The sequence below is a fragment of the Flaviaestuariibacter flavus genome, from assembly GCF_004337505.1.
Lineage (GTDB): Bacteria > Bacteroidota > Bacteroidia > Chitinophagales > Chitinophagaceae > Flavisolibacter > Flavisolibacter flavus.
Genome location: NZ_SJZI01000002.1, coordinates 431,209 through 452,521, shown reverse-complemented (window position 1 = coordinate 452,521; position 21,313 = coordinate 431,209). Strand labels below are relative to the sequence as shown.

16 protein-coding genes and 2 tRNA genes are annotated in these 21,313 nt (G+C 57.2%); 13 read left to right on the top strand and 5 right to left on the bottom strand.

Annotation, left to right across the window (positions count from 1 at the left end; all coding sequences use genetic code 11):
• Nucleotides 1–44 precede the first annotated feature (44 nt).
• The 3 genes from EPD60_RS02635 to msrA form a co-directional block, all read right to left on the bottom strand.
• Nucleotides 45–1,259, bottom strand: a complete 1,215-nt coding sequence (locus tag EPD60_RS02635) for a thioredoxin family protein (protein ID WP_131446556.1) — start codon at nucleotides 1,257–1,259, stop codon at nucleotides 45–47.
• Nucleotides 1,260–1,318: 59 nt separating this feature from the next.
• The gene (locus EPD60_RS02630) at nucleotides 1,319–2,572 is read right to left on the bottom strand and encodes a metal-dependent hydrolase family protein (protein WP_131446554.1); all 1,254 of its coding nucleotides are present in this window, start codon (nucleotides 2,570–2,572) and stop codon (nucleotides 1,319–1,321) included.
• Between the two features lie 75 nt (nucleotides 2,573–2,647).
• Nucleotides 2,648–3,298, bottom strand: coding sequence for a peptide-methionine (S)-S-oxide reductase MsrA (msrA, locus tag EPD60_RS02625; protein ID WP_131446552.1), 651 nt, complete (start codon nucleotides 3,296–3,298; stop codon nucleotides 2,648–2,650).
• Between the two features lie 157 nt (nucleotides 3,299–3,455).
• Between msrA and EPD60_RS02620 the strand changes: the two genes are divergently transcribed.
• From EPD60_RS02620 to EPD60_RS02610, 3 genes are all read left to right on the top strand, one after another.
• A complete protein-coding gene (locus EPD60_RS02620; protein ID WP_131446550.1) occupies nucleotides 3,456–5,564 on the top strand; it encodes an endonuclease MutS2 in 2,109 nt (702 codons plus the stop codon).
• Nucleotides 5,565–5,745: 181 nt separating this feature from the next.
• A complete protein-coding gene (locus EPD60_RS02615; protein WP_165871376.1) occupies nucleotides 5,746–8,871 on the top strand; it encodes an Ig-like domain-containing protein in 3,126 nt (1,041 codons plus the stop codon).
• A gap of 163 nt (nucleotides 8,872–9,034) precedes the next feature.
• A complete protein-coding gene (locus EPD60_RS02610; RefSeq protein ID WP_131446546.1) occupies nucleotides 9,035–9,745 on the top strand; it encodes an endonuclease III domain-containing protein in 711 nt (236 codons plus the stop codon).
• 37 nt (nucleotides 9,746–9,782) lie between these two features.
• On the opposite strand, the gene EPD60_RS02605 is transcribed toward EPD60_RS02610, so the two are convergent.
• Nucleotides 9,783–9,869 (bottom strand) — tRNA-Ser (locus EPD60_RS02605).
• Between the two features lie 362 nt (nucleotides 9,870–10,231).
• Here EPD60_RS02605 and EPD60_RS17360 point away from each other — a divergent pair.
• Nucleotides 10,232–10,462: a phospholipid scramblase-related protein gene (locus tag EPD60_RS17360; RefSeq protein WP_207896527.1), complete on the top strand. Its 231-nt coding sequence runs from the start codon at nucleotides 10,232–10,234 to the stop codon at nucleotides 10,460–10,462.
• Nucleotides 10,463–10,594: 132 nt separating this feature from the next.
• Nucleotides 10,595–10,679 (top strand) — tRNA-Ser (locus EPD60_RS02595).
• A gap of 102 nt (nucleotides 10,680–10,781) precedes the next feature.
• Here the strand turns inward: EPD60_RS02595 and EPD60_RS02590 are convergent.
• Nucleotides 10,782–12,197 carry an acyltransferase family protein gene (locus EPD60_RS02590; RefSeq protein ID WP_207896520.1) on the bottom strand — a complete coding sequence of 472 codons (1,416 nt, stop codon included), beginning with the start codon at nucleotides 12,195–12,197 and terminating at the stop codon, nucleotides 10,782–10,784.
• A 15-nt stretch (nucleotides 12,198–12,212) separates the two neighbouring features.
• Here EPD60_RS02590 and EPD60_RS02585 point away from each other — a divergent pair, with 15 nt between their 5' ends.
• The 8 genes from EPD60_RS02585 to EPD60_RS02550 all read left to right on the top strand — a co-directional run bounded on the left by EPD60_RS02585 (nucleotide 12,213) and on the right by EPD60_RS02550 (nucleotide 21,306).
• A complete protein-coding gene (locus EPD60_RS02585) occupies nucleotides 12,213–13,001 on the top strand; it encodes a polysaccharide biosynthesis/export family protein (protein WP_207896519.1) in 789 nt (262 codons plus the stop codon).
• Nucleotides 13,002–13,013: 12 nt separating this feature from the next.
• A complete protein-coding gene (locus EPD60_RS02580) occupies nucleotides 13,014–15,353 on the top strand; it encodes a GumC family protein (RefSeq protein ID WP_131446544.1) in 2,340 nt (779 codons plus the stop codon).
• Nucleotides 15,354–15,431: 78 nt separating this feature from the next.
• Nucleotides 15,432–15,968 (top strand): transcription termination/antitermination NusG family protein, encoded by a 537-nt coding sequence (locus EPD60_RS02575; RefSeq protein WP_131446542.1) that lies wholly within the window; start codon nucleotides 15,432–15,434, stop codon nucleotides 15,966–15,968.
• 20 nt (nucleotides 15,969–15,988) lie between these two features.
• Nucleotides 15,989–17,326 (top strand): oligosaccharide flippase family protein, encoded by a 1,338-nt coding sequence (locus tag EPD60_RS02570; RefSeq protein WP_131446540.1) that lies wholly within the window; start codon nucleotides 15,989–15,991, stop codon nucleotides 17,324–17,326.
• Between the two features lie 30 nt (nucleotides 17,327–17,356).
• A complete protein-coding gene (locus tag EPD60_RS02565; RefSeq protein WP_131446538.1) occupies nucleotides 17,357–18,466 on the top strand; it encodes a glycosyltransferase in 1,110 nt (369 codons plus the stop codon).
• Nucleotides 18,467–18,497: 31 nt separating this feature from the next.
• Nucleotides 18,498–19,745: an O-antigen ligase family protein gene (locus EPD60_RS02560; protein ID WP_131446536.1), complete on the top strand. Its 1,248-nt coding sequence runs from the start codon at nucleotides 18,498–18,500 to the stop codon at nucleotides 19,743–19,745.
• Nucleotides 19,746–19,751: 6 nt separating this feature from the next.
• The gene (locus tag EPD60_RS02555) at nucleotides 19,752–20,393 is read left to right on the top strand and encodes a polysaccharide deacetylase family protein (protein ID WP_131446534.1); all 642 of its coding nucleotides are present in this window, start codon (nucleotides 19,752–19,754) and stop codon (nucleotides 20,391–20,393) included.
• Nucleotides 20,394–20,442: 49 nt separating this feature from the next.
• Nucleotides 20,443–21,306 (top strand): glycosyltransferase family 2 protein, encoded by an 864-nt coding sequence (locus EPD60_RS02550; protein WP_131446532.1) that lies wholly within the window; start codon nucleotides 20,443–20,445, stop codon nucleotides 21,304–21,306.
• The last annotated feature ends 7 nt before the right edge of the window (nucleotides 21,307–21,313 follow it).

Genomic DNA, 21,313 nt, shown 5'->3' with positions numbered 1-21,313 from the left:
CCGGCTTACCGATAGACTAACAGACCCATAGGCCTGTTTTTCTTTTACCAGGTTTTCTGTCCTTTCTTCATCTTCTCGATCGTCGTCTTGAAGCTCTCTTTATCGGAAGCCAGGCCCATGGCTTTTGTTTCTACCTGGACGGCTTCCGGCGTGCGTCCGAGCTTGTGCAGCAGGTTGGCGTACGTATCCATGAAATTGGGATCGTTGGCAACCAGCGAAGCCTTGCTCCAGGCGAGCGCTTCATTAAGCTGTTTGGTGTCGCTTACGTGCTCGAAGAAAGCCCACGCCAGGTTGTTCTTTTCTTCGGGCGAAACCTTCGGACCATACTTCTTCACGAAATCGGACGCAGCCTTCGTAAACGCGGGCCAGTTGTTTGTATTCATTGCATAATTAACGCGCGCGCGGGCATCGGCATATGCTACGGCAGCCGGGTATTTCGTTTTTAGTGCCGCTACCTGCTCGGTCGCGCCGTTATCCGAATTCCGGATCATCATGTTCTGAAGAAAGCTTTCATACAAAACTGTTCCGATGCGTTCGTTGGCGGCCCCGGTTTTGCCCAGGGCTTTATCGAAGGCTTTCGGGTCGGCGGCCATCAGCTCGAAAGCCAGGTCGGAAGGCTTGTTGGCCATAAAATAGACCAGCTGCGCGTTTTCGGGTGTCACCTGGCTGCCGGTAGCCTGCATATAATCAGTGAAGGCTTTTTCAGCCGCTTCCGGCTTGTAAGCTTTCAGCGCAGCATTGCTGAAGTTGCGCAGCAATTCCACGTCGCGGTCGCCGGAGCTGTACCGCTTCTGAAGCGTGTAAAACTGCTGGTCGGGGTTGAGCGCATTGGCGGCGTCTGCAAGCAGCCCGTCGGCATTTCCCGCTCCTGAAAAACGGTGAACGGGTTGGCCGTTTGCGTCGAAGAAGAGGAGTGTCGGGAAAACGTTTACCTGGAGCCCGTTCATCACTTTGCTCGCATAGGGGTACCACTGCTTTACGTAATCGTCGTCCTTGTCCGTCGTATCGAGCTGTAGTTTTACGGATACGAAGTGCTCATTAAAATATTTGCCCACTTTGTCCTGGGTAAAGACCTCTTTGCTCAGGTATTTGCAGGGCCCGCACCAGGTGGTGAAGGCATCTACGAAGATCATTTTCTTTTCTTTCTGTGCCTGCTGCATCACTTCCTCCCAGGAAGAAGCATGGGTAAATTGAATGCCTTTGTCTTGTGCGGCGGCCAGCAGGGGGAGGCTGCACAGCACCGCGAACCATTTTTTCATATTGCTCTTTTTGCTTTTCGAATTTAGGAAATTTCCCGCGAGCCCTATGCGGGCAGGGCTCAGCGAAGCTGCCCGTTCTTGATCACCAGGCGCACCTGGCGTACCGCGCGGATATCGGCTTCCGGGTTGCCATCGATGGCCACCAGGTCGGCGAGCAGGCCGGGACGTATGCGCCCGATGCGGTCGGTCCAGCCAAAGACGTCGGCGTTTACCGAGGTGGCGCTCCGGAGAATGTCGAGGGTTTTCATCCCGGCGGCGGCCATCAGCTCCAGCTCGCGGGCATTGTCGCCATGGGCAAACACGCCCACATCGCCTCCCATGCAGATCGTAACGCCGGCCTTCAGGGCAGCGGCGAAGCTCTCTCGTTTGGTACGGATGCGCGCCGGCTCCGGGTCAGTACCTTTCTTCCAGCCTCCGTATTGCGCGGTCGCGTCGCCGGCAGCAAGGGTCGGGCAGAGCGCGATGCCGCGCTTTTTCATTTCGACGAACGTCTCGTAGGTGCCTTCATCGCCATGCTCGATGGTAGAAACGCCGGCGCGGATGGCACGCAGCATACCTTCGTTCGTGGCGGCATGCGCCACCACGGGCCGGCCCGTTCCATTTGCTGTTTCCACCGCCATGCGGATCTCTTCTTCGCTGAGCGTAGGCACAGCCTTGCCGTTCAGCCCCGAGCGGTAATCGGCGTATACTTTAATAAGATCAGCGCCCCGGGCGATCTGGTCGCGCACTTCGCGGCGCATCTCTTCGGCCCCGGAAACCTCGGCCGCGCCCTGCGGCAGGTCGATGTCGGCATTTTTAAGGTTCGGGCCGTAGGCACCTTTGGCAACGATGGCACGGGTAGCGATGATCATGCGCGGGCCAGGCACGATCCCTTTTTCAATCGCGGCTTTCAGCCCCGCATCGTCCCAGGCCGCGCCTTCGGTGCCGAGGTCGCGCACCGTGGTGAAGCCGGCCCGCAGCGTGCGTTCGGCATGCACCACGGCCCGGGCGATACGCTCGGCGCGGCTTTCGCGAAGCACCTGGTCGTTCCAGCTCGTTTCATTATAGGGGTGCAGGAAAAGATGCGCATGTCCCTCGATCAGCCCGGGCATCAGCGTCTTGCCCGGAAGCTCAATCACCCGCGCTGGCTGGGCCGGTTTCACCTGCATATTGCCTGCCTGCAGGATCGTATTTCCACGGATCACGACGATCCAGCCGGTATGCATCGTTTCGCCGTCAAACACCCGGTCGGGACGCAGCACGTAGGTGGTGTCGTTCTGTGCGGATGCGAAAAGGGTTAGCAGTAGCGCGACCAGCAGCGAAAAGGGTTTCATGCAGGCAAGGTAAAAAAAAGATCCCGACGCTGTCGTCGGGACCGGTGGAAGAGAAAATGTCGTTGAGTGCGGCCGTCAGCCTTTCTTGAGCTTTTTTGCGAAAACCTTTTGAAACTTTTCCAGCTTGGGCCGGATCACCATGGCGCAATAAGGGTTCGAATATTTATTGTTCTGGTAGTAATCCTGGTGATAACTCTCGGCGGAGTAAAACCGGTGGAACGGTGCGATCTCGGTTACGATCGGCTTGCTCCAGGCGCCGCTCTTGTCGAGCTCCCGGCGGTAGTACTCGGCTTTTTCCTTTTGCGCCGCATCGTGGTAGAAGATAGCGCTCCGGTATTGCGGTCCCTCATCGGCGCCCTGCTTGTTCAGCGAGGTAGGATCGTGCACCTCAAAAAATACTTCGAGGAGCTCGTCGTAGGAGATCTTGGCCGGCTCGTACACTACCTGCACACATTCGGCGTATCCGGTGGAACCCGTACTTACTTCCTCGTAAGTTGGGTTCGGCTGCTTGCCGCCCGAGTAGCCCGAGGTTACCTTGAGCACGCCATTGAGCTGCTCGAAGATCGCTTCGGTACACCAGAAGCAACCGGTGGCAAAAGTGGCAGTGTCCGTACGCTCATTCATCGGGGAATCCATGGCCAGGCTCATTTTATTGGTTTGCGTTTCGGCCACGCAGCCGATCAGCACTCCGAAAAAGAGTACTGCCGCTAAAACTCTATGGTTCATCAGGTGCGTCACTTGAAGTACAAATTTCAGCCGGACAGCGGCAAATAAAATGCAAAAGGGCCTTTTTAACAAGGAGTTTCATCCTGCTTTGGCTTTCCTTTAAGAACAGGAAAAACGGCTACGTACCTTTGTGCACTTAATTAAGCAAGTAGCATTCATGAAGTTATACCCGGAATCGGCCCCGGTGCAGCTCGAGTTCGACAAGATCCGCAGTCTCCTCCATGAGCGCTGCCGCACTGAGTATGCCCGTGAGAAAGCGGCCAACCTCCGCATCCATACGCGAAAGGATATCATTGACCGTGAGTTGTTGCAGACCCACGAATACAAGCAGATCACGCAGAATGCCATTTATTTCCCCGCCGACTACGTGCTCAACCTCGGGCGCGAGCTGCGCCTGCTCGCCATCCCCGGCTCCATGCTGGTGGGTGAGGAGCTCGTCGGTATCCGCAAGCTGGCGGCGTCGCTGGAAAAGATCTTCCGCTGGTTCGACTCCGAACGCCGCGAAGCATACCCCGGCCTGGCTAACGTGATCGCCGGTACCTATTACGAGAAGGCCATCCAGGAAATGATCGATGAAGTGATCGATGATACGGGTATGGTGAAAGACAGCGCATCGCCGGAGCTCGCGCAGATCCGCATGAGCCTGTACCGCCGCCGCCAGGAGCTGCGCCGTGTGTTCGACCGCATTGTGACGAAGCTCAATAAGAACGGCTACCTCGCCGATATAGAGGAGAGCTTTATGAACGGCCGGCGGGTGATCGCGGTTGTAGCCGAGCAAAAGCGCACCATCGGCGGTATCCTCCATGGCGAAAGCGACAGCCGCCGTACCGCCTTCATTGAGCCGGAAGAGACGGTGGAGCTGAATAACCAGGTTTACGAGCTGGAGGCAGATGAGCGCAAGGAAGTGTACCGCATCCTCAAGCAGCTGACGCAGAACCTATCCGCATATGCGCCCCTGTTGCAGACCTACCACGCAATCGTGGGCGAGTATGATTTCATCTATGCGAAAGCGCAACTCGCCACCGCGCTGCATGCCGAGTTCCCGGTTGTGCACGAAAAGGCGCACATTAACCTGGTGAACGCGCGCCACCCGCTGCTGTTGCTGTACAACGAGCGGGCGGGCAAGTCCACCATCCCGATGAACCTCACGCTTGACGAGGATCGCCGCATCCTGGTGATCTCCGGTCCGAATGCGGGTGGTAAAACGGTAACGATGAAGACCGTCGGCCTGACGCAGATGATGGTTCAGGCCGGCCTGCTGGTGCCGGTGCATCCATCCAGCACCTTCGGCATCTTTAAGCAGTTGCTGATCCATATCGGCGATACCCAAAGCATCGAGTTTGAGCTGAGTACCTACAGCAGTCACCTGATGCATATGAAGTCGTTTATGGAAGTGGCCAATGGCCGTACGCTTTTCTTTATCGATGAACTCGGTTCCGGTTCCGACCCCAATCTCGGTGGTGCGTTCGCGGAAGTGATCCTCGAGGAGCTGGCGCGGAAACATGCCATCGGCATCGTTACCACGCACTACCTGAACCTGAAGGTAATGGCGGGAAAGACGAAAGGGATTGTCAACGGCGCTATGGCCTTTGATGAAAAGAAGCTGATGCCGCTTTACAAGCTGCATATCGGCAAGCCCGGTTCGTCGTACACGTTTTCCATCGCCGAGCGCATCGGCCTCGACCGCCGACTCATCGACAGGGCCCGTAGCCTGGTGGACAATGAGCACTTCCAGCTCGATAAGCTGCTCAACCGCACGGAGCAGGACCTGCAGGTGGTGGAGCAGAAACAAAAGGAACTAGACCGGCTCGTGCGCGAAAATCAGCGCCTCCGCAAGGAGATGGAGCAGGTGATGGATAAAGAGAAGCACCGCCAGCAGGTGGAACTGCTCAAGCACCAGAATATGGTTACGGAGGAGCGCCTGGCCTACCTGAAAGACATGGAGCGCAAGCTGCGCCAGATAACGCTCGACTGGCGGAAGGCCGAGAACAAGAACGATGTGTTCAAGGAGATGGCGGCCCTTCTTTTCAAGCAGAAGGACGAGCAGAAAGTGGTGAGCAAAAAGCAGAAGCAGCTCAATGCGAAATACGAGGAGCTTGCCGGTGAGATCAAGGTCGGCGACCGGGTGAAGATGAAGAAAAACCTGCAGGTGGGCGAGGTGCTGGAGCTGCGCGGCAAGCGGGCGGTGGTGAAGATCGGCCAGCTGCCGATGCAGGTGGACCTCAATAACCTGGTGCTGGTAAAGGAAAAAGAAGAGGAGGAATAAAGCCCCGCGGGTTGGCCGCGCCGGTAAGACTTCAGGCCGCGCGCAGCCATGATTCTGGCGGGGGTAAGGGTGCTGGCGGTGATGGCTGGGCGGGTTGATGTGGGAAAACTCATTTTACGGTAATGGCAGAAGTACTTACCTTAAGCAGGACAATCAACCTTTCCTACCAAAACCAACCCTTATGCGAAAGATCTTTACGCTGGCACTTCTGTGTGCGATGCTTTCACCGGATGCGGATGCGCAACGCGCTGGCAGCCGCCGGATTTCCACAACTTCCCCCGCCCGCGTGCTTACCTGCCCGGCAACGACTGTTGCCAGTACCACCCCCGCCTCCCGTTGCGGCGTGGGAACCGTTAACCTCCAGGCCACGGCGCCAGCGGGATCCGGTATCGTCTGGTACGATGCCGCCACCGGTGGCAACCAACTGGCTACCGGCAATTCCCTTACCACACCGGTGATCGGCAGCACCACTACCTTTTATGCCGAGCCGCAAACGGTCAGTACACCCTTTGCTGTCGGCCTTGCGTCCGACAATGCGGCGAACCTGACGGCATACAGCGACTATGGGATGTTTTTCGCCACCACCGATGCGGCCATCATCCAGTCGGTGGACGTTTACCCCGCCATTGCAGGCGATCTGACCATTTACCTGTACGACGATAACGACAACGAGATCGCGTCGCAGACGGTCAACATCCTGCAATCGGAGGTGAGCACCACCACGAAGAAGACCATCACGCTCAACTTCCAGGTGCCGGCCAACAAGTCGGGCTGGTATCTGTATTATGACAATGACCTCTACCGGGGTGCGGGCACCTATACCTACCCGGCCGCAGTGAACGGCTTTTCCATTACCGGCAACACGCTGGATGGCGACAACCTGACATCGGGCTCCCGGTACTATTTCTACAACTGGCAGGTAAAAACCGTTTGCGCGGGCGCCCGCGCCGCGGTTGTCGCTACCGTGACGCCGCCCCCGGCGATTACCGTGAGCGCAGGCCAGAATTCCATCTGCGCCGGGGCATCCACCACGCTTTCGGTTGCCAGCGCCAACAGCAACTACACCTATTCGTGGTCGCCCGGCGGGCTCACCGGTGCCAGCCAAACAGTTACACCGTCGGCATCGACGCGGTATGTACTCACGGCAACCGACAATGGTACCGGCTGCGTTGCTAAAGATTCGGTGTCGGTGGCTGTGAATCGTAATCCTTCCCCGGTCGTGATTTCCCCGGCAACAGCGGCGGCCTGCAGTGGTGCGCCTGCTTCGCTGGCAGGCACCGGCGGCCAGATAAACGGCCTGGTGCTGTTGCGCGAAGACTTTAACAGCGGCGCGCCCGCCTGGACCCGCACCAACCTGTCAACAGGCGGCACGCCGACGGCGGCCGACTGGACCGCGCACAACAGCGGTTACGTGTACAGTTTCGTGACGTTCGCGAGCAACGACAACTCTACCTTTATGATGAGTAACAGCGACGCCCAGGGATCCGGCAGCACAACGATCGCGCAGTTGCGCTCGCCGGCTTTCAGCACCATGGGGATGTCGACGCTCAGCCTTGAGTTCTACCACTACTTCCGCTATTATTCATTTGCGCCGACCGACTCGGCTACGGTGGAAGTATCGGTTGACGGCACTACCTGGACTTCGGTTCAAAGCTATAAGGCTGCGACCGTGGGCGCCGCCGACCAGTTCGAAACGGCAAGTGTCAGCCTTGATGCATGGGTGAACCAACCTACGCTCTACATCCGCTTCAAATACACTTCGAATTATGGATATTATTGGGCAATTGACAATGTCACCGTCCAGGGCGACCAGCGCACCAACATGACCTGGGCACCGACGACGGGATTGTTCACCGACGCGGCTGCTTCGGTACCCTATACAGGCGGTCCGGCAGCAAACGTCTATGCCAACCCTGCATCCGCCACCACCTACACGGTTACGGCCACGAGCCCCGGGGGCTGCACCAGCACGGGTACGGTCGCCGTTACGCTGGCGCCGGGTACTTCGATTGTCACCCAGCCCGTGGCTGCGCAAACGGTTTGTGCCGGCAGCCCGGTTACGTTCTCGGTTACCGGTAGTGGTTCCAACCTTACCTATCGCTGGCGCCGCAACGGGTTAGTGCTCCCGGGTGGCTTCAACCCCACCTATACCATCGCCAGTGCTACGACCGCCGACGCAGCCACCTATACAGTGGATGTGATGGGCGCCTGCGGCTCCGTTACTTCAGCAAATGCTGTACTGACGGTAAACAGCGCCACAGCCATCGGCACCCAGCCGGCAGCCACGGTTTCGGTTTGCAATGGCAGCCCGGCTACTTTCAGCGTCGGGGCCACCGGCAGCGGTACGCTAACCTATCAATGGAAGAAAGGCGGAACTAATATCAGCGGCGCCAACGCGGCTACCTATACCATTGCCGCCGCAACTGCCGCTGATGCCGCGACCTATACCGTAGATGTTACCGGCACCTGCGGCACGGTCACCTCGTCGGGCTCAGTGCTTTCCATTGCCCCGGTTACGGCCATCACGACACAGCCGGCGGCTACGCTCGCAGTATGCGCCGGTGCCCCGGCCACCTTCTCCGTTACGGCTTCAGGTGGCTCACTTACCTACCAGTGGCGGAAGAATGGCGTCAATATCAGCGGCGCCACTTCAGCTACTTATACCATTCCGGCTGCAGCTGCGGCTGATGCGGCCAACTACACGGTTGTTGTTACCGGCGGCTGCGGTTCCAGCATCACCTCAACTGCAACAGCCCTCTCGCTGAACGCCAATACCGCCATTACGACCCAGCCGACGGCGGTCACCACCTGCGCCAACACCTCGGCCACTTTCAATGTCGGTGCAAGCGGAACCGGGCTGGGCTACCAGTGGCGCAAAGGCGGTAACAATATTAGCGGTGCCAACGCGGCCAGTTACACCATTGCCTCCGTAACCGCGGCAGATGCGGCCAACTACGACGTTGTGGTCAGCGGCAGCTGCGGCAGCGCCACCTCCAACCCGGTGGCCCTTGCGGTGAACACCTGTACCGCCGTGTCGTCGATCGATCCGAACATTGGCGGGGCCGCGCTCTTCCCGAACCGGGTGCTGGCATCGGCAATGCTGCGGGTGCAGGCCGCCCGGTCGTCGCGTATCCAGTGGCAGGTGCTTGACGCCTCTGGTCGCCGCGTACTCACGTTCACCCAGAACGTTCATGCCGGCACCAACGAACTGCAACTGCGCTTTGCAGCACTGCAGAGCGGCACTTACCTGCTCTCGGGTAGCACCGAAAAGGGCAAGACCGAAGTGCTCCGCTTCGTGAAGCTTTAATGAACGCAGCAGCTGAAATAATAGAAGCCCCTCCCCGGAGGGGCTTTTTGTTGACTCATTCAGGAGCATTCCGGACGATGTTGCTACAGATATGGCGCAAGCCCCTCGCTGCCCGCGCACGGCATATATTTTGGCCTGGTGTGTATGATCAACGCAACACCTTGTGAAAGAAGTTCCTGATGATAATAAAGCATTTGTGCTGGAGGTGCATCGTCTCCTTACTGATGTATACGGGAGCGAGATCAGTTATTTCCACGACCTTGATCCGCTGAGTGAACTGGTGTCGGCGCTGCTGTCGCACCGTACCAGGAACCGGGATTCCGGCGCTGCGTTCCGGCGCCTGCGGGAGCGGTTTGCCGATTGGGAGTCGGTCCGCGACGCACCGGTGGGGGAGGTGGAAGAAACCATCAGCGTCTGCACCTGGCCGGAGCAGAAGGCGCCGCGGATACAGCAGGTGTTGCGACTACTTACCGAACGGCTTCCCTCACTCAACCTGGACTTTCTGGAAGCGATGCCGGTAGCAGCAGCACGGGCCTGGCTGGAAGCACTCCCGGGCGTCGGTCCCAAAACAAGCGCGGCGGTGCTTTCCTTCAGCACGATCCGTGGACGGGCTATGCCGGTAGACGCACACCACTTCCGTGTGGCGGTGCGCCTCGGGATCATTGAAGAAAAGCTCGGGGAGGCCAGGGCCCACAAGGTGCTGGAAGACCTGCTGCCGGAATACTTCACGGCCCAGGAAGTATACGACCATCACCAGGTGATGATGCGACACGGGCAAAAAACCTGCTACCACTTCCGGCCGGATTGTGCCCGTTGTACGCTGTTGCACCTGTGTCCGACGGGGCAGGTGCAGCTGCAAAAGAAGCGGGCTTAGGGAAATTGAAAACCCCGACAGGGCTGTCGGGGTTTTGCGGAGAGACAGGGATTCGAACCCTGGGTACAGTTGCCCGTACTTCGGTTTTCGAGACCGACCCATTCAACCGCTCTGGCATCTCTCCGGTTGGGGCGGCAAAAGTAAGACGATTCGTGTAAAAGAGCGCAACAGGAGCGCTTTTTTTCACCGGCCCTGTACATTCAGTCCCTTCTAGTGACTCGGAATTGGTGATCGGATCACCGTATAAATGTGCCGGCATTACCAAATTTGGTGAAACCGGACTGTTTATGGGTCGGTTTTTTTCCTCGTTTTTTGAAAACATTGAGTATTTCATCGACGAAAAGGTGCAGTCCCTGAAGTTTCATAACGAATGCTAAGTGTACGGTGGCGACGGCTTCCCGGTGGGCATGATCCGGCAGCACGTGCCCGGCTGGCAAAAGGTGCTGCGCCCGGTGCTCAACAAAAAATAATGAGGCCGGCGGCGAAATCTCCGCGATCAAAGGAGATTCGAAAGCGCGGAAATTTTCCATCGCCGATGCCGGAGGCAACACCAACGGTAGCACTAATAAAAAAGGGCCCGGACTTGCAAAGGAGCTATTCACTTCCGCCGATAAATACAATGTGAGCCTCGCACCGGATTTTGCCGACAACCGTACTAAGATCAATATTGTTGCAACGGCAATCACCATCGACATGGTCCTTAAAGAAAGCAAGTAGGATGTTCAGGCGGATGATTTTATAAAGCCTCCCGGTTTGGGAGGCTTTCTTCTGGAATGATAGTCGGCGCATAACCGCCTCGCATTCAGAAGCTTTTTTTGCGATTTGTTTCGCCGACCTTACATTTGCCGCGGAGAGATGGCAGAGCGGTCGATTGCGGCGGTCTTGAAAACCGTTGAGGGTCAAACCTCCGGGGGTTCGAATCCCTCTCTCTCCGCCCACAGTATGTAGCGCCTCCGGCATCAGCCGGAGGCGCTTTTGTTTTTGCTACCTGTCAGGTACCGGAATTTTACACTGTAGTACGGTAGGATTGGTGTCGCTAGGCGATTTTCTCCGGCTTTTTTGAACGTGTCATCCTGCGATAGATATTATTCGTCAACAGGCTCCATTTGAAAACATGTGGTGGCTTCCGGTCCGCACTGCCCCTTTCGAGCCTGAACCGGGAAGGCCGCACGAACAGGAAGGATAGCTGTGTCCGGCGCACGCTCCACCAAAGCAACAGAGCGCCGCTTACTGCCGCAACGGAAGTTATCATCGCCATCATACCTACATCCGGAACCAGGCCGGTCTTCAGCAATATGGCCTTTGTGGCATGCATCGGAAGGAAAAACGCGAGATAAACGACGATGGAGTTCTGCCCGCAGTAGCGGATGGGCCGGGTAGCCGCGGTACGGGCAAGCAACACCGCGACGATGACTACAGCCGCCGCGCCGGCAAAACCAAGGGGCAGGGAGATGAAGGGTTTCGCGGCGTAGCCGCCAAAGGCAAGCGCGCCATTCAGCAGGAACCACACGGAAAGGGCAAGCGCCGCAAGGGAGGTCCGGGACTGGGCCCAGGAAGCCAGGGCGAAGATTTTTGGCGCCAGCCAGTACCCGGTATAAAAATAGACGAAGCGGGAAGCAAACTGGTCGATAACGATCCAGCCGGTGTTGATATGCGCGATCTCGAGTGCGGCGCCGAAAGCGAAGATGACTGGCGGCGGTATGCGCCACACCAGTTTGATGAATACGAAAAAAACGGGAAGCTGGTAGATGAACCAAAGCGTACCGAGCGGCTGTATGAACGCTTTGCAGTAATCGGAAATTCCGGCTGCGAGCTCGTGGCTGCGCACATAACCGGGTAGTTTCAAGGCAAAGTGAATGCTGACCCAGATGAAATAGAAGTATGCAAAGTGCAGCACCTTCCGGTCAAGGTAGGAGCGCCATCCGCGGTGAATGACGCGGGAAAGAAACAGGCCGGAAATCATAAAGAAGTCCGGCATCCGGAAAGGCTTCGCAAAGGTCACGAGGTAACGCATAAAGCCTTCCCGCCCCACGGCTTCTTCTATTTCTGCCGTTGAGTGCAGCATGACAACCATAAAGATGCAGAAGCCTTTGGCAAAGTCCACCCAGTCTACCCGGGGTTCTGAGCCATGCCGGGCCGGATTGCCCGCGATCGTTTGTTGGGAAAGGTCTCCCATAGTCAGGCGGTTTGAGGTAAGACAGTACAAGTCCACACAAGCTGTCAACCGGTTAAACATGGTCAATGAAGAACGGGACTCCCTGCAATCATTGAAGACGTCCGCATCCTGTTGAAGCGCCGACACCCGCAAAGACGCCTCAAATCTTAAACCAATGCGGAAAGGATCGCGGCAGCCTGAGCCGCCCGGGAGTTTGCTCCGGACCGGCTGTCGCTTGCAGGCAGAGGTTGTGGGCCCGGTGGCATGCGAATTGTGCGCATGCTGTGCCTGCGCCAATGCAGGGCCTAAACTATGCGACTCCGACTCCAGCCCGCCTCAGCGGCCATTCAGCTCGCCATCGCTGCTTGCCCCTTATTGTTTGCATCCTGCGTTGATACACGCAAGGTCACCTACTTCAATGATATCCCGAACGATCTCCGGATGGCCAGCCCGGCGCCGGAGCTCCAGCGGATCAATCCCGGCGACCTGCTCAGCATCCAGGTGAGCAGCCCCAACCCGGAGGCCACAGCACTCTTTAATAACAACTCCAACACCACCATCAACGGCACCAACACGACTGTGGCTACGGGTTACCTGGTGGATGCCGACGGAAATATTCAATTCCCGATACTCGGCAAAATGCGCGTGGCGGGGTATACCAAGAAGGATATCACCGAAACCTTGCGCACCCAGCTGGTCGATAAAAAGCTCCTGCTCGATCCCGTGGTGTCCATCCGCTTCCTCAATTTTCGCGTGACCGTTCTTGGTGAAGTGGCCCACCCCGGCGTTGTTCCGGTGCCCAACGAAAAAATTTCTGTGCTCGAAGCCATCGGTATGGCCGGCGACCTCACCATTTACGGACGCCGCGATAACCTGCTGCTCATCCGGGAGGAGGGAGGCGAAAAGATCCTGAAACGGATCGATCTAAACGACAGGAGCCTGCTCAGCTCCCCGTATTTCTACCTGCACAATGGCGATGTTGTTTATGCCGAGCCAACGAAAGCCCGCGTCGGTCAGGCCTCGAACGGCCGGCAAATATTACCAATCATACTAAGTGGCCTCTCATTTGTTACAATTATTGTGGATCGAGTGACCCGATAAAACCGTGAAGACATGCCTAACCGACCGAAAGCGAAAAACACCCCTTTTGCTGAAGAGCTCCTTACACGCTATCTGCCATATTGGCCGCTATTCCTGGGACTGGCCATTGTATTCCTCCTGGCCGGCCTGGCGTACATACGTTACGCAACGCCGCGCTACGAAGTGACCGCGACCCTGCTGATCAGCGATGAAAAGAAAGGATCCGAAGAGATTACTGTCAGTGAATCGCTCAATATTCTCAACTCCAAAAAGATCGTCGAAAACGAAGTGGTCGTGCTCCAGTCGCGCAACCTGCTCGACGCCGTAGTGCGCCACCTGCACCTGTATGCGCCCATCAGCGAGCAGGGCCGCGTTTCCGACCGGTCGGCTTATACCACCAGCCCCGTCCTGGTGACGGCCGTCAATCCCGAAACAATCCGCACAACCAAGGAGCCCGTGCCGCTCGCCTATGATGCCGCCCGCCAGGTGGTGCATGCCGGCGGCCATAACTACCCGCTTAATATTCCGGTGAATACCCCGTGGGGTGAGCTTCAGTTCGTGACCAATCCGCACTTTGAAAAGCAAGCCGCCAAGCCGCTGCGCTTCAGCCTTGTAAAACCCAAAGTGGCTGCGGCCGATATTTCCAAACAACTGGAGGTGACCGCTGCCGGCAAGCTGTCGAGCATCGTGAAGCTGAAGTTCCGCGACGAGGTGCCTCAGCGCGGTGAGGACATCCTCAACGACCTGATCGCAGACTACAACCGCGCCGGCATCGATTACCGCAATGCCATTGCCCGCAATACAATCGCCTTTGTAGACGAGCGGATGCGCATCGTGCAACGCGAGCTTAACTCGGTAGAAAAGCAGATCCAGAATTATAAGTCGAGCAAGGGGATTGTAGATCTCAGTGAACAGGGGCGCATGTACCTTAAGAATGTTGGCGACAACGACCAGCGGCTTTCGGAGATCAATATGAAGCTTGCCGTGCTCGACCAGGTGGAACGATATGTGGTAAGCAAAGAGGGCACTTCGATTGCGCCGGCTACCCTGGGTGTTGCCGACCCGCTGCTTTCCCACCTGCTCGAAAAGCTTTACCAGGCCGAACTCGACCGGGAGCGCCTGAGCAAGACGACCGCCGAGAACCATCCGAGCATGATTGCGCTCAACGACCAGATCGAGCGGATGCGGCCGAGCGTGCTTGAGAATATCCGGAACCAACGCCGCGGCCTGCAGGCAAGCCAGCGCGATCTTTCCTCCACGAATTCGGGTTATAACTCGATGCTCCAGACGATTCCGCAAAAAGAGCGCGAGTTGCTGGACGTAAGCCGTCAGCAGTCGATCAAGAACAGCATTTATTCCTTCCTGCTTCAAAAGCGCGAAGAAACCGCAATCGGGTCGGCATCAAACATCGCCGATAGTAAAGTAGTGGAAACTGCCCGGGCATCCACGCTGCCGGTAAGCCCCAATAAGCCTTTCATACTGCTGGCCGCACTCATTGCGTCGGTGCTTACCGGTATCGCTTACGTGATCAAGCGCGAGGTGCTGAGCCAGAAGCTGCTGTTCCGCTCCGAACTCGAGCAGTATACTTCGATCCCGGTCAGCGGCGAGGTCGCTTACGACCAGGGAAGCGCGTCATTGCGCAGCAATCCCGCGATCGAGGAGCAATTGCGCCAATTGCGTGTGGCAACGGGGCTTTTCAGCAAGTCGGGCGGCAAGAAAAAGATCCTCGTCACTTCCAGCCTTAACGGGGAAGGAAAAACTTTTATCGCGGAGCGCTTGGCCGTTAGCATGTCGCTCTCTGGCAAGAAAGTTGTTTTGTTAAAGTCGGACCTTCGCCCCGCGCAGGATTCACAACTGTTATTGACAGGGTCGCCGACAGGGCTTGCCGAGTTTCTGGAAGAAGAGACAGAGCCCTATGAGGTCATTAAAGGAACGGAATATAAGAACCTATTCGTGATACCGCCCGGCACTGCGGAGACCCAACCCACGGAATTGCTCCTGAACGGAAAACTCGGCGTGTTGTTCGAGTACCTGGAAGAAACCTTTGACTTCATCATCATGGACGCCGCGCCGGTAGGAACAGCCACGGATGCCTTTATCCTGGCCGAATGGAGCGATCTTACCTACTTCGTGGTTCGCCATGCACAAACGCCGAAATCCGTAATCCGTAAGCTCGACGAAGCCTACCCGGTAGCTGCGTTGCCCAACCTGTCGATCGTGTTCAACGCGGTGAAGGCCAGGGGCTTCCAGAAAGCGGGTGGCTATGGCTACGGTTTCGGGGCCCAGGGGGGCAAGCCGTACAATAGCAATGCATCATCCTGGAGCTTTGGTACATTGTTCCGGATGCTGCGCCCACAGGTGAAAAAGGCCTGATCCAATATCGCGGGAAACCGATGAACTTGTTTTTTTCCGCCACACAGGCGGTTGATGCTAACCTATAAAACCAATTGAATGAACACCCCTTTACCCAACGGGCATTGGTATGCCTTATGCACCCGTTCCAAGTGCGAGAAAAAGGTGGCCCATCTGCTGGCCAGAAAAAAGTTCGAAACCTATCTTCCGCTCCGCACCATCACATCAAACTGGTCCTTCCTGAAAAAGACAGAGCAGGAACCGCTTTTTCCCGGGATCGTATTTGTACGGATAACTGAAGCCCAGCTCGCGCAGGTGCGTAGCATCAGCGGTGTTTGCGGCGTATTGCATTGGCTCAACGCGCCGGCGCTTATCTCGGATGAGGATATCGCCATGATCCGCTGCTTTCTTTCCGAATACAGCCAGGTGCGTGTAGCGCGGACCCCCGTTCACCCCGAGCCGGTATGCCAGGAAGAGGAAGCTGACTATAAGGTGGCCCGCATGCAGAATACGGTCAGCCGCTCCCTTGCTTCCCTTGGGTTCATTCTCGTGGCCGACATGCCCGCGCCGAGAAAGGCACACGATACACCTGTGCCGCAGATCTACCCCTATTACCGTTTCACTGATGCCGGCTGAGCCCGGGGCAACTGAAGACTATGAAGACTAGTGCAACAGGCATCGGCGGAGGTAAACGCATTGCCATGGCCAACTTCCTGGCCCTGGCAATGCTCCAGGCGGGCAACTACGTGTTGCCCCTGGTGACGTTACCGATCATATCAAGGATCATCGGTCCGGGGTATTACGGCGTGGTCAACTATGTGTTTGCCTACGTTTATTACTTCGTTTTGTTTATCAACGCCGGCTTTGACCTTTATGGCATTCGCCGTATCGTAGAGGCGCAGGGCGATAAGGAAGCGGTGAATGCCGTGGTGAGCCGCGTCCTGGTGGCGAAAACTTATATACTCGGTGCCTGCGCACTGGTGTTTTCGGTGCTGGTATGGACGGTGCCGCAGCTGGCGGCACAGAAGCTGGTGTCGTTCTTTGCGTTTTTGTATTGCATCGGCTGGGTCATCAACCCGAGCTGGGTATATCATTCAATGCAGGAAACCCGGCGCTTCGCGATATTCAGCTTTATTTCCAAACTTTGCTTTTCGATCGCCATTGTGCTGGCCATCCGTGAGCGGAGCGACTACGTGTTGCACCCGCTGATCACCAGCCTGTCGCATGTGGCGGTGTCCTTCTTCTCGCTGCGCTATGCCCTGCGGCGCTATGGCATCCGGGTGTCGTGGACGAAGGTGGGCGCAGTGAAGCAAACCCTGCTCGATATCCGCCACATGTCGGCTATGGAGTTGATCCGAAACCAGTCCCACCTCACCAACCTGATCCTGGCGGGCTCCCTTCTGAGCATCCCGGATACGGGCCTGTACTCGGCCGGACTGCGGATCGTGGTCATCTTCCAAAGCATTATTTCGATGCCGCTCAACACGGTGCTTTTCCCCTATATCGGTGCTTCCTTCCGGGAGTCGGAAGCCGCGGGGCTGGAACGGGTGCGGCGGATACTGCCTTACGTGGTGACGCTGACGCTTGGTATCTCGCTGGCGGCGCTGCTCTTTGCCGAGCCACTGATCGGCTTCGTATTCGGGCATGAGTTTGCCGGCGCTGTACCCTTATTGCGGATCTTCGCCTTCGGTCTCCTGCTTTCAAATCTCAACCTGGCCCTCGGGCAGCAGGTAATGCTGCACCTGAAGTACGAAGCCGTGTACGTTCGCTACCTGATTGCCGGGTTCGGTGTCAATATTGTATTACTACCCTTGTTGCACCACTACCGCGCCCTCGAAGGCTCGGCGCTGGCGTGGCCGCTGGCCGAACTGCTAGTGTTTGGCCTGCTGGTAGCGTTTTTGCGGCGGCGCAGCATTCGTCTTGTTGACCCTTTATACTGCCGGCCGAGGCAATTCTGCCACAATGCGCTTAGCCTGATCGCGCTCCGCAGGTAACCGTTATTCGACACCGACAAAAAAATAACCATGGAAAGCCTATCCAGGATCCTGTTTAAGGTGCGCCGGAAACTGAGAAAGAAATGGCGTGACGTTACCCTATTTCATAGCTACCTGACGCGCCGCAGCCCGGGGCGCAGCAGCACGGCGGCGCCGGCCGTGTGGTTCGACCTGACCAATAATACCTACGTGCGTTACCTCTATATTCTTTTCAAATATTTTGAAAGCGCCGGCTACCAGGTGTATGTGAACGGGAACCTCCGTTTCCTCCTGAGCCTGGGCGACGACTATTCCCGCTTTATCATAGAAGAGGAAAAAGTGCTCTTCAGCGCGGAGCCTCCGGCGGGTGCCATCACCTTTACGGACGGGCGCCGCCGCACACCGGAGCAACGGCAGCTTTCCAATGATTATTTCCGCGAAGAGCCCGGCCCGGGCACTTACCACATCCCGATCGGGATGCATCCGCACATGTATAAATATGGCTGGTGGAACGCTCCTGTTGACGACGGCAACCGGCAGCGCTCGGTGTTCTTCGCCGGAAACTTCGATGCGAATGACTACAAGATCTTTTCCGCCACAGGGCGCTTTACGATGATGGATCGGCTGGCGATGGCCGGGGCTGTTGCCGAACTGCCGGAGTGCCGGTTCCCGAAGAGCGCGGGTGAGCTGGAGAGTGGCCGCCGCCACGGTACAATCGACATCGTGGACAAAGCCAACTTTGTGGTGGAGCAAAGCGAGCTCCGCCCCACGATTGCGCAATACGCGTTCTTCATTGCCTGCCCCGGAGTCTTCATGCCGCTATCGCATAATATCTACGAAGCCATGTCGGTGGGCACCATCCCCATCCTGCACGAAGAGTATGCGCAGCTTTTTGCGCCGGCGCTCGTTGATGGCAAAAACGCCGTGGTTTTTCATAACGGCAATTTTACGGAAAAGCTCCGCGAAGCACTGGCTTACCCCGAGGAGCAGGCGGCGACGATGGTGGGCCAAGTAAAGGCCTACTACCGGAAGCACCTGAGCCCCGAGGCGATCGTCAATGAGCTCGTAAACGGCCGCCCACGCGCCCTGTACCTCAATGCAGAAAAGACCTCGATCGGCCTGCTGGTAGCGCGCGCCCGCCGCGTTGCCCGCGCCGCCTGACCCGAACCAATCATTCATTAACCCATCCCGCATGAACCTGATCACCAGCAAGCCCGCCCGTTTTCTCCTCGGACCGCTGCAACTGCTGCTGTTCATCCTCCCTTTCTCGGCGATCTTTCTCGCCATCCCCGCGCTGGCCCCGCTCGACGCGGTGCTCAACCTGCTCGGCACCGTTTGTATCGCTCTTTCAGTAGCCTATATTTTTTTCGCCGACGATATCTGCGTAAGCCTGGAGGGCAGTATCCCCTTATTCGCGGTACTTGCATTTTATGCGCTTTCCATCAGCTGGTCGCCGGTAGAGCTGCGGAGCAACAGTGTACACGATACCGTAAGAATGCTGCTGACGGTACTCCAGGCATTTGTCGTTGTAAATGTGTTAGGCCGCGAAGCACTCTTCCGCACCCTGAAGCACATAGCGATTTTCGTCGTGGTGCTCAACCTCGGGTTCATCTTTGCATTCCCGGCGCAGGCCTCCTGGTATTTCGAAGATGCGACACGCACACAGGGGCTTTTTTCATCGCCCAACAACATGGGACAGTTCCTGGCCTTTGCGTTTATCGTCATCAACCTTTTCGAGCCGCGCAGCCTGCCCTGGTTAGTGCTGCTTGCACTTGATGCCGCGATCGTTTACCAGCTGCTGCGCTGCGACAGCATGACCTCCCTGGGCGGGGTGATTGTTATTTTCATTGCCTACCGCATCCGCTTCCTGATGCGCCCGCTGTTTTATGTCGTGATCGGCCTTGGGCTGCTCGTTCCGTTTTTGAGCCAGATCATGGGGAGTACGGATATGCCGCTTGGTATCAACAACCGCGACCTTACGTTTACGGGCCGTACCGATGTATGGGAAATCATCCGCAGTGACCTGGCGGCACAGGACCGCGTCGCTACCGGCTTCGGCTCGGGGGGCTACTGGCTTTCAAAAGAGGAGTACAACCCGTTCTCGCATATTCATGAACTTTCCTGGGACCCCGGGCAGGGTCACAATGGCTATATGGACGTGCTGGTCAATACCGGAGTCGTCGGTCTTGTTTTTGTGCTGCTTTTTCTCTTCGCCATGATCGGGAGCATCTTCCGGCGGGTGCCCTGGTCGGAGCCGGTAGCGTATTTCCTGCCGCTGATCGTGCTTTTCAACAATATCACCGAGGCAAGCCTCTTCCGCGAAAAGCACCTCTATTTCGTGCTGCTGCTCCTTGTGTTCTGGTACCTGTTCCTGGAGCCCGCCGAAGCCGCCGAGCCCGAAGCAGAACCGGATGGTACCCTTTTGGCGCAACCGAACTGATCAACGATGAATTACCTCGTAAAAAAGCCCTGGTGGGTAAGAAAACTCTATGGACGTTGCACCTGGCAGGTAGCGACAAGGGAACGGTTGCTGTTTCTTACGTTCGATGACGGCCCGCACCCGGAGCTTACACCCTTCGTACTCGACGAGCTGCGCCGGTATGACGCACAGGCAACCTTCTTTTGCATCGGCGAAAATGTAGCCCGTTACCCGCAGATCTACAACAGGATCCTAACGGAGGGGCATGCCGTTGGCAACCATACCTGGCAGCACCTCGACGGGTGGCGCACCAACAACAGCTGTTACTACGCCGATGTTCAAAAGGCGCGGGGAAAGATCGCTTCGCGCCTTTTTCGCCCGCCGCATGGACATGTTACGCCCTTCCAGGTGCGCCGCCTCCGCGCAAAGCCGCTGGGGCTACAAGTGGTGATGTGGAGTATCCTCAGCGGTGATTTCGACCCCGACACAACCCCGGAGCGGTGCTACACCAACGTGGCCGGCCATGCGGAGCCGGGTGCGATCATTGTGTTTCACGACAACGATGCGGCAGCCTCCAACCTGCGCTCCGCGTTGCCCCGCATTCTTTCAGATTTTTCGGCACGCGGATACCGCTTTGCCGCGCTTTCGGAGCAGTATTTGTGTCGTTAATGCACAGCACCCCTGACGTAAGAAACCCTAAGCCCTAAATAAACCGTCTATGAAAGGCATTTCTGCCGTTGTAGCAACGTACCAGCGCAAAGATGAACTGCAACGCCTTTTTGATTCCGTGCTCGAAAACATCGTTCCCGACCTGGAGCTGATCATCGTTGACCAGAACCGCGACGGTCTCCTCGACGAGTTGATTGAAAGCTACAGCACCGTTCTTTCCCTGAAGCATATCAAGCTGACCGAAGCCAACCAGTCGCGCGCCCGCAACGTCGGCGCCGCCCAGGCACGCTTCGGGATCATCTGTTTTCCCGATGACGACTGCTGGTTCGAGCGCGGCGCCTTTGCGGCCGTGGAGCGGCATTTCGAGGAAAACAGCGATACAGAGCTGCTCATCATCAACTGGGCGCAGGCTCCCGGGCGTATTGAAACCTCGCAGGCACTCACCCGCAACGAAGTGTTTTCATTCCGGTCTGTGGGCTATGTAACGTATGTGCAGTTTTACCGGGCGGAAGCCTTCCGCAGCCTCGGCGGCTTTCTTGAAGATGTGGGCATCGGCCGCTTCATCGGCGGCGGCGAAGACAGCGAGCTTACCTTCCGCGCCCTCCAGCGCGGGATGCGGGTTTATTATGAAGCCGGCATCCGGGTCAACCATCACTACATCCCGGTGCAGGCGCGTGCCCACCACATAATCCGCGCCCGCCAGCGGGGCATGGGAATGGTGTATGCTGCATACGATATTCCTTACTATGTGATCTTCCGGGGAATGGTAGCGCCGCTGCTGAAAATGGTGGTTGCCATGAACCGGAAAAAATCGGGAGAGTTCTACAACATATTCCGCGGGCGGCTGGAAGGGTTTGTTTATACACTCCGCAACCGCCGCCGGCAACACCGGCCCGCTACCGCTCACCTCTAAATAACCA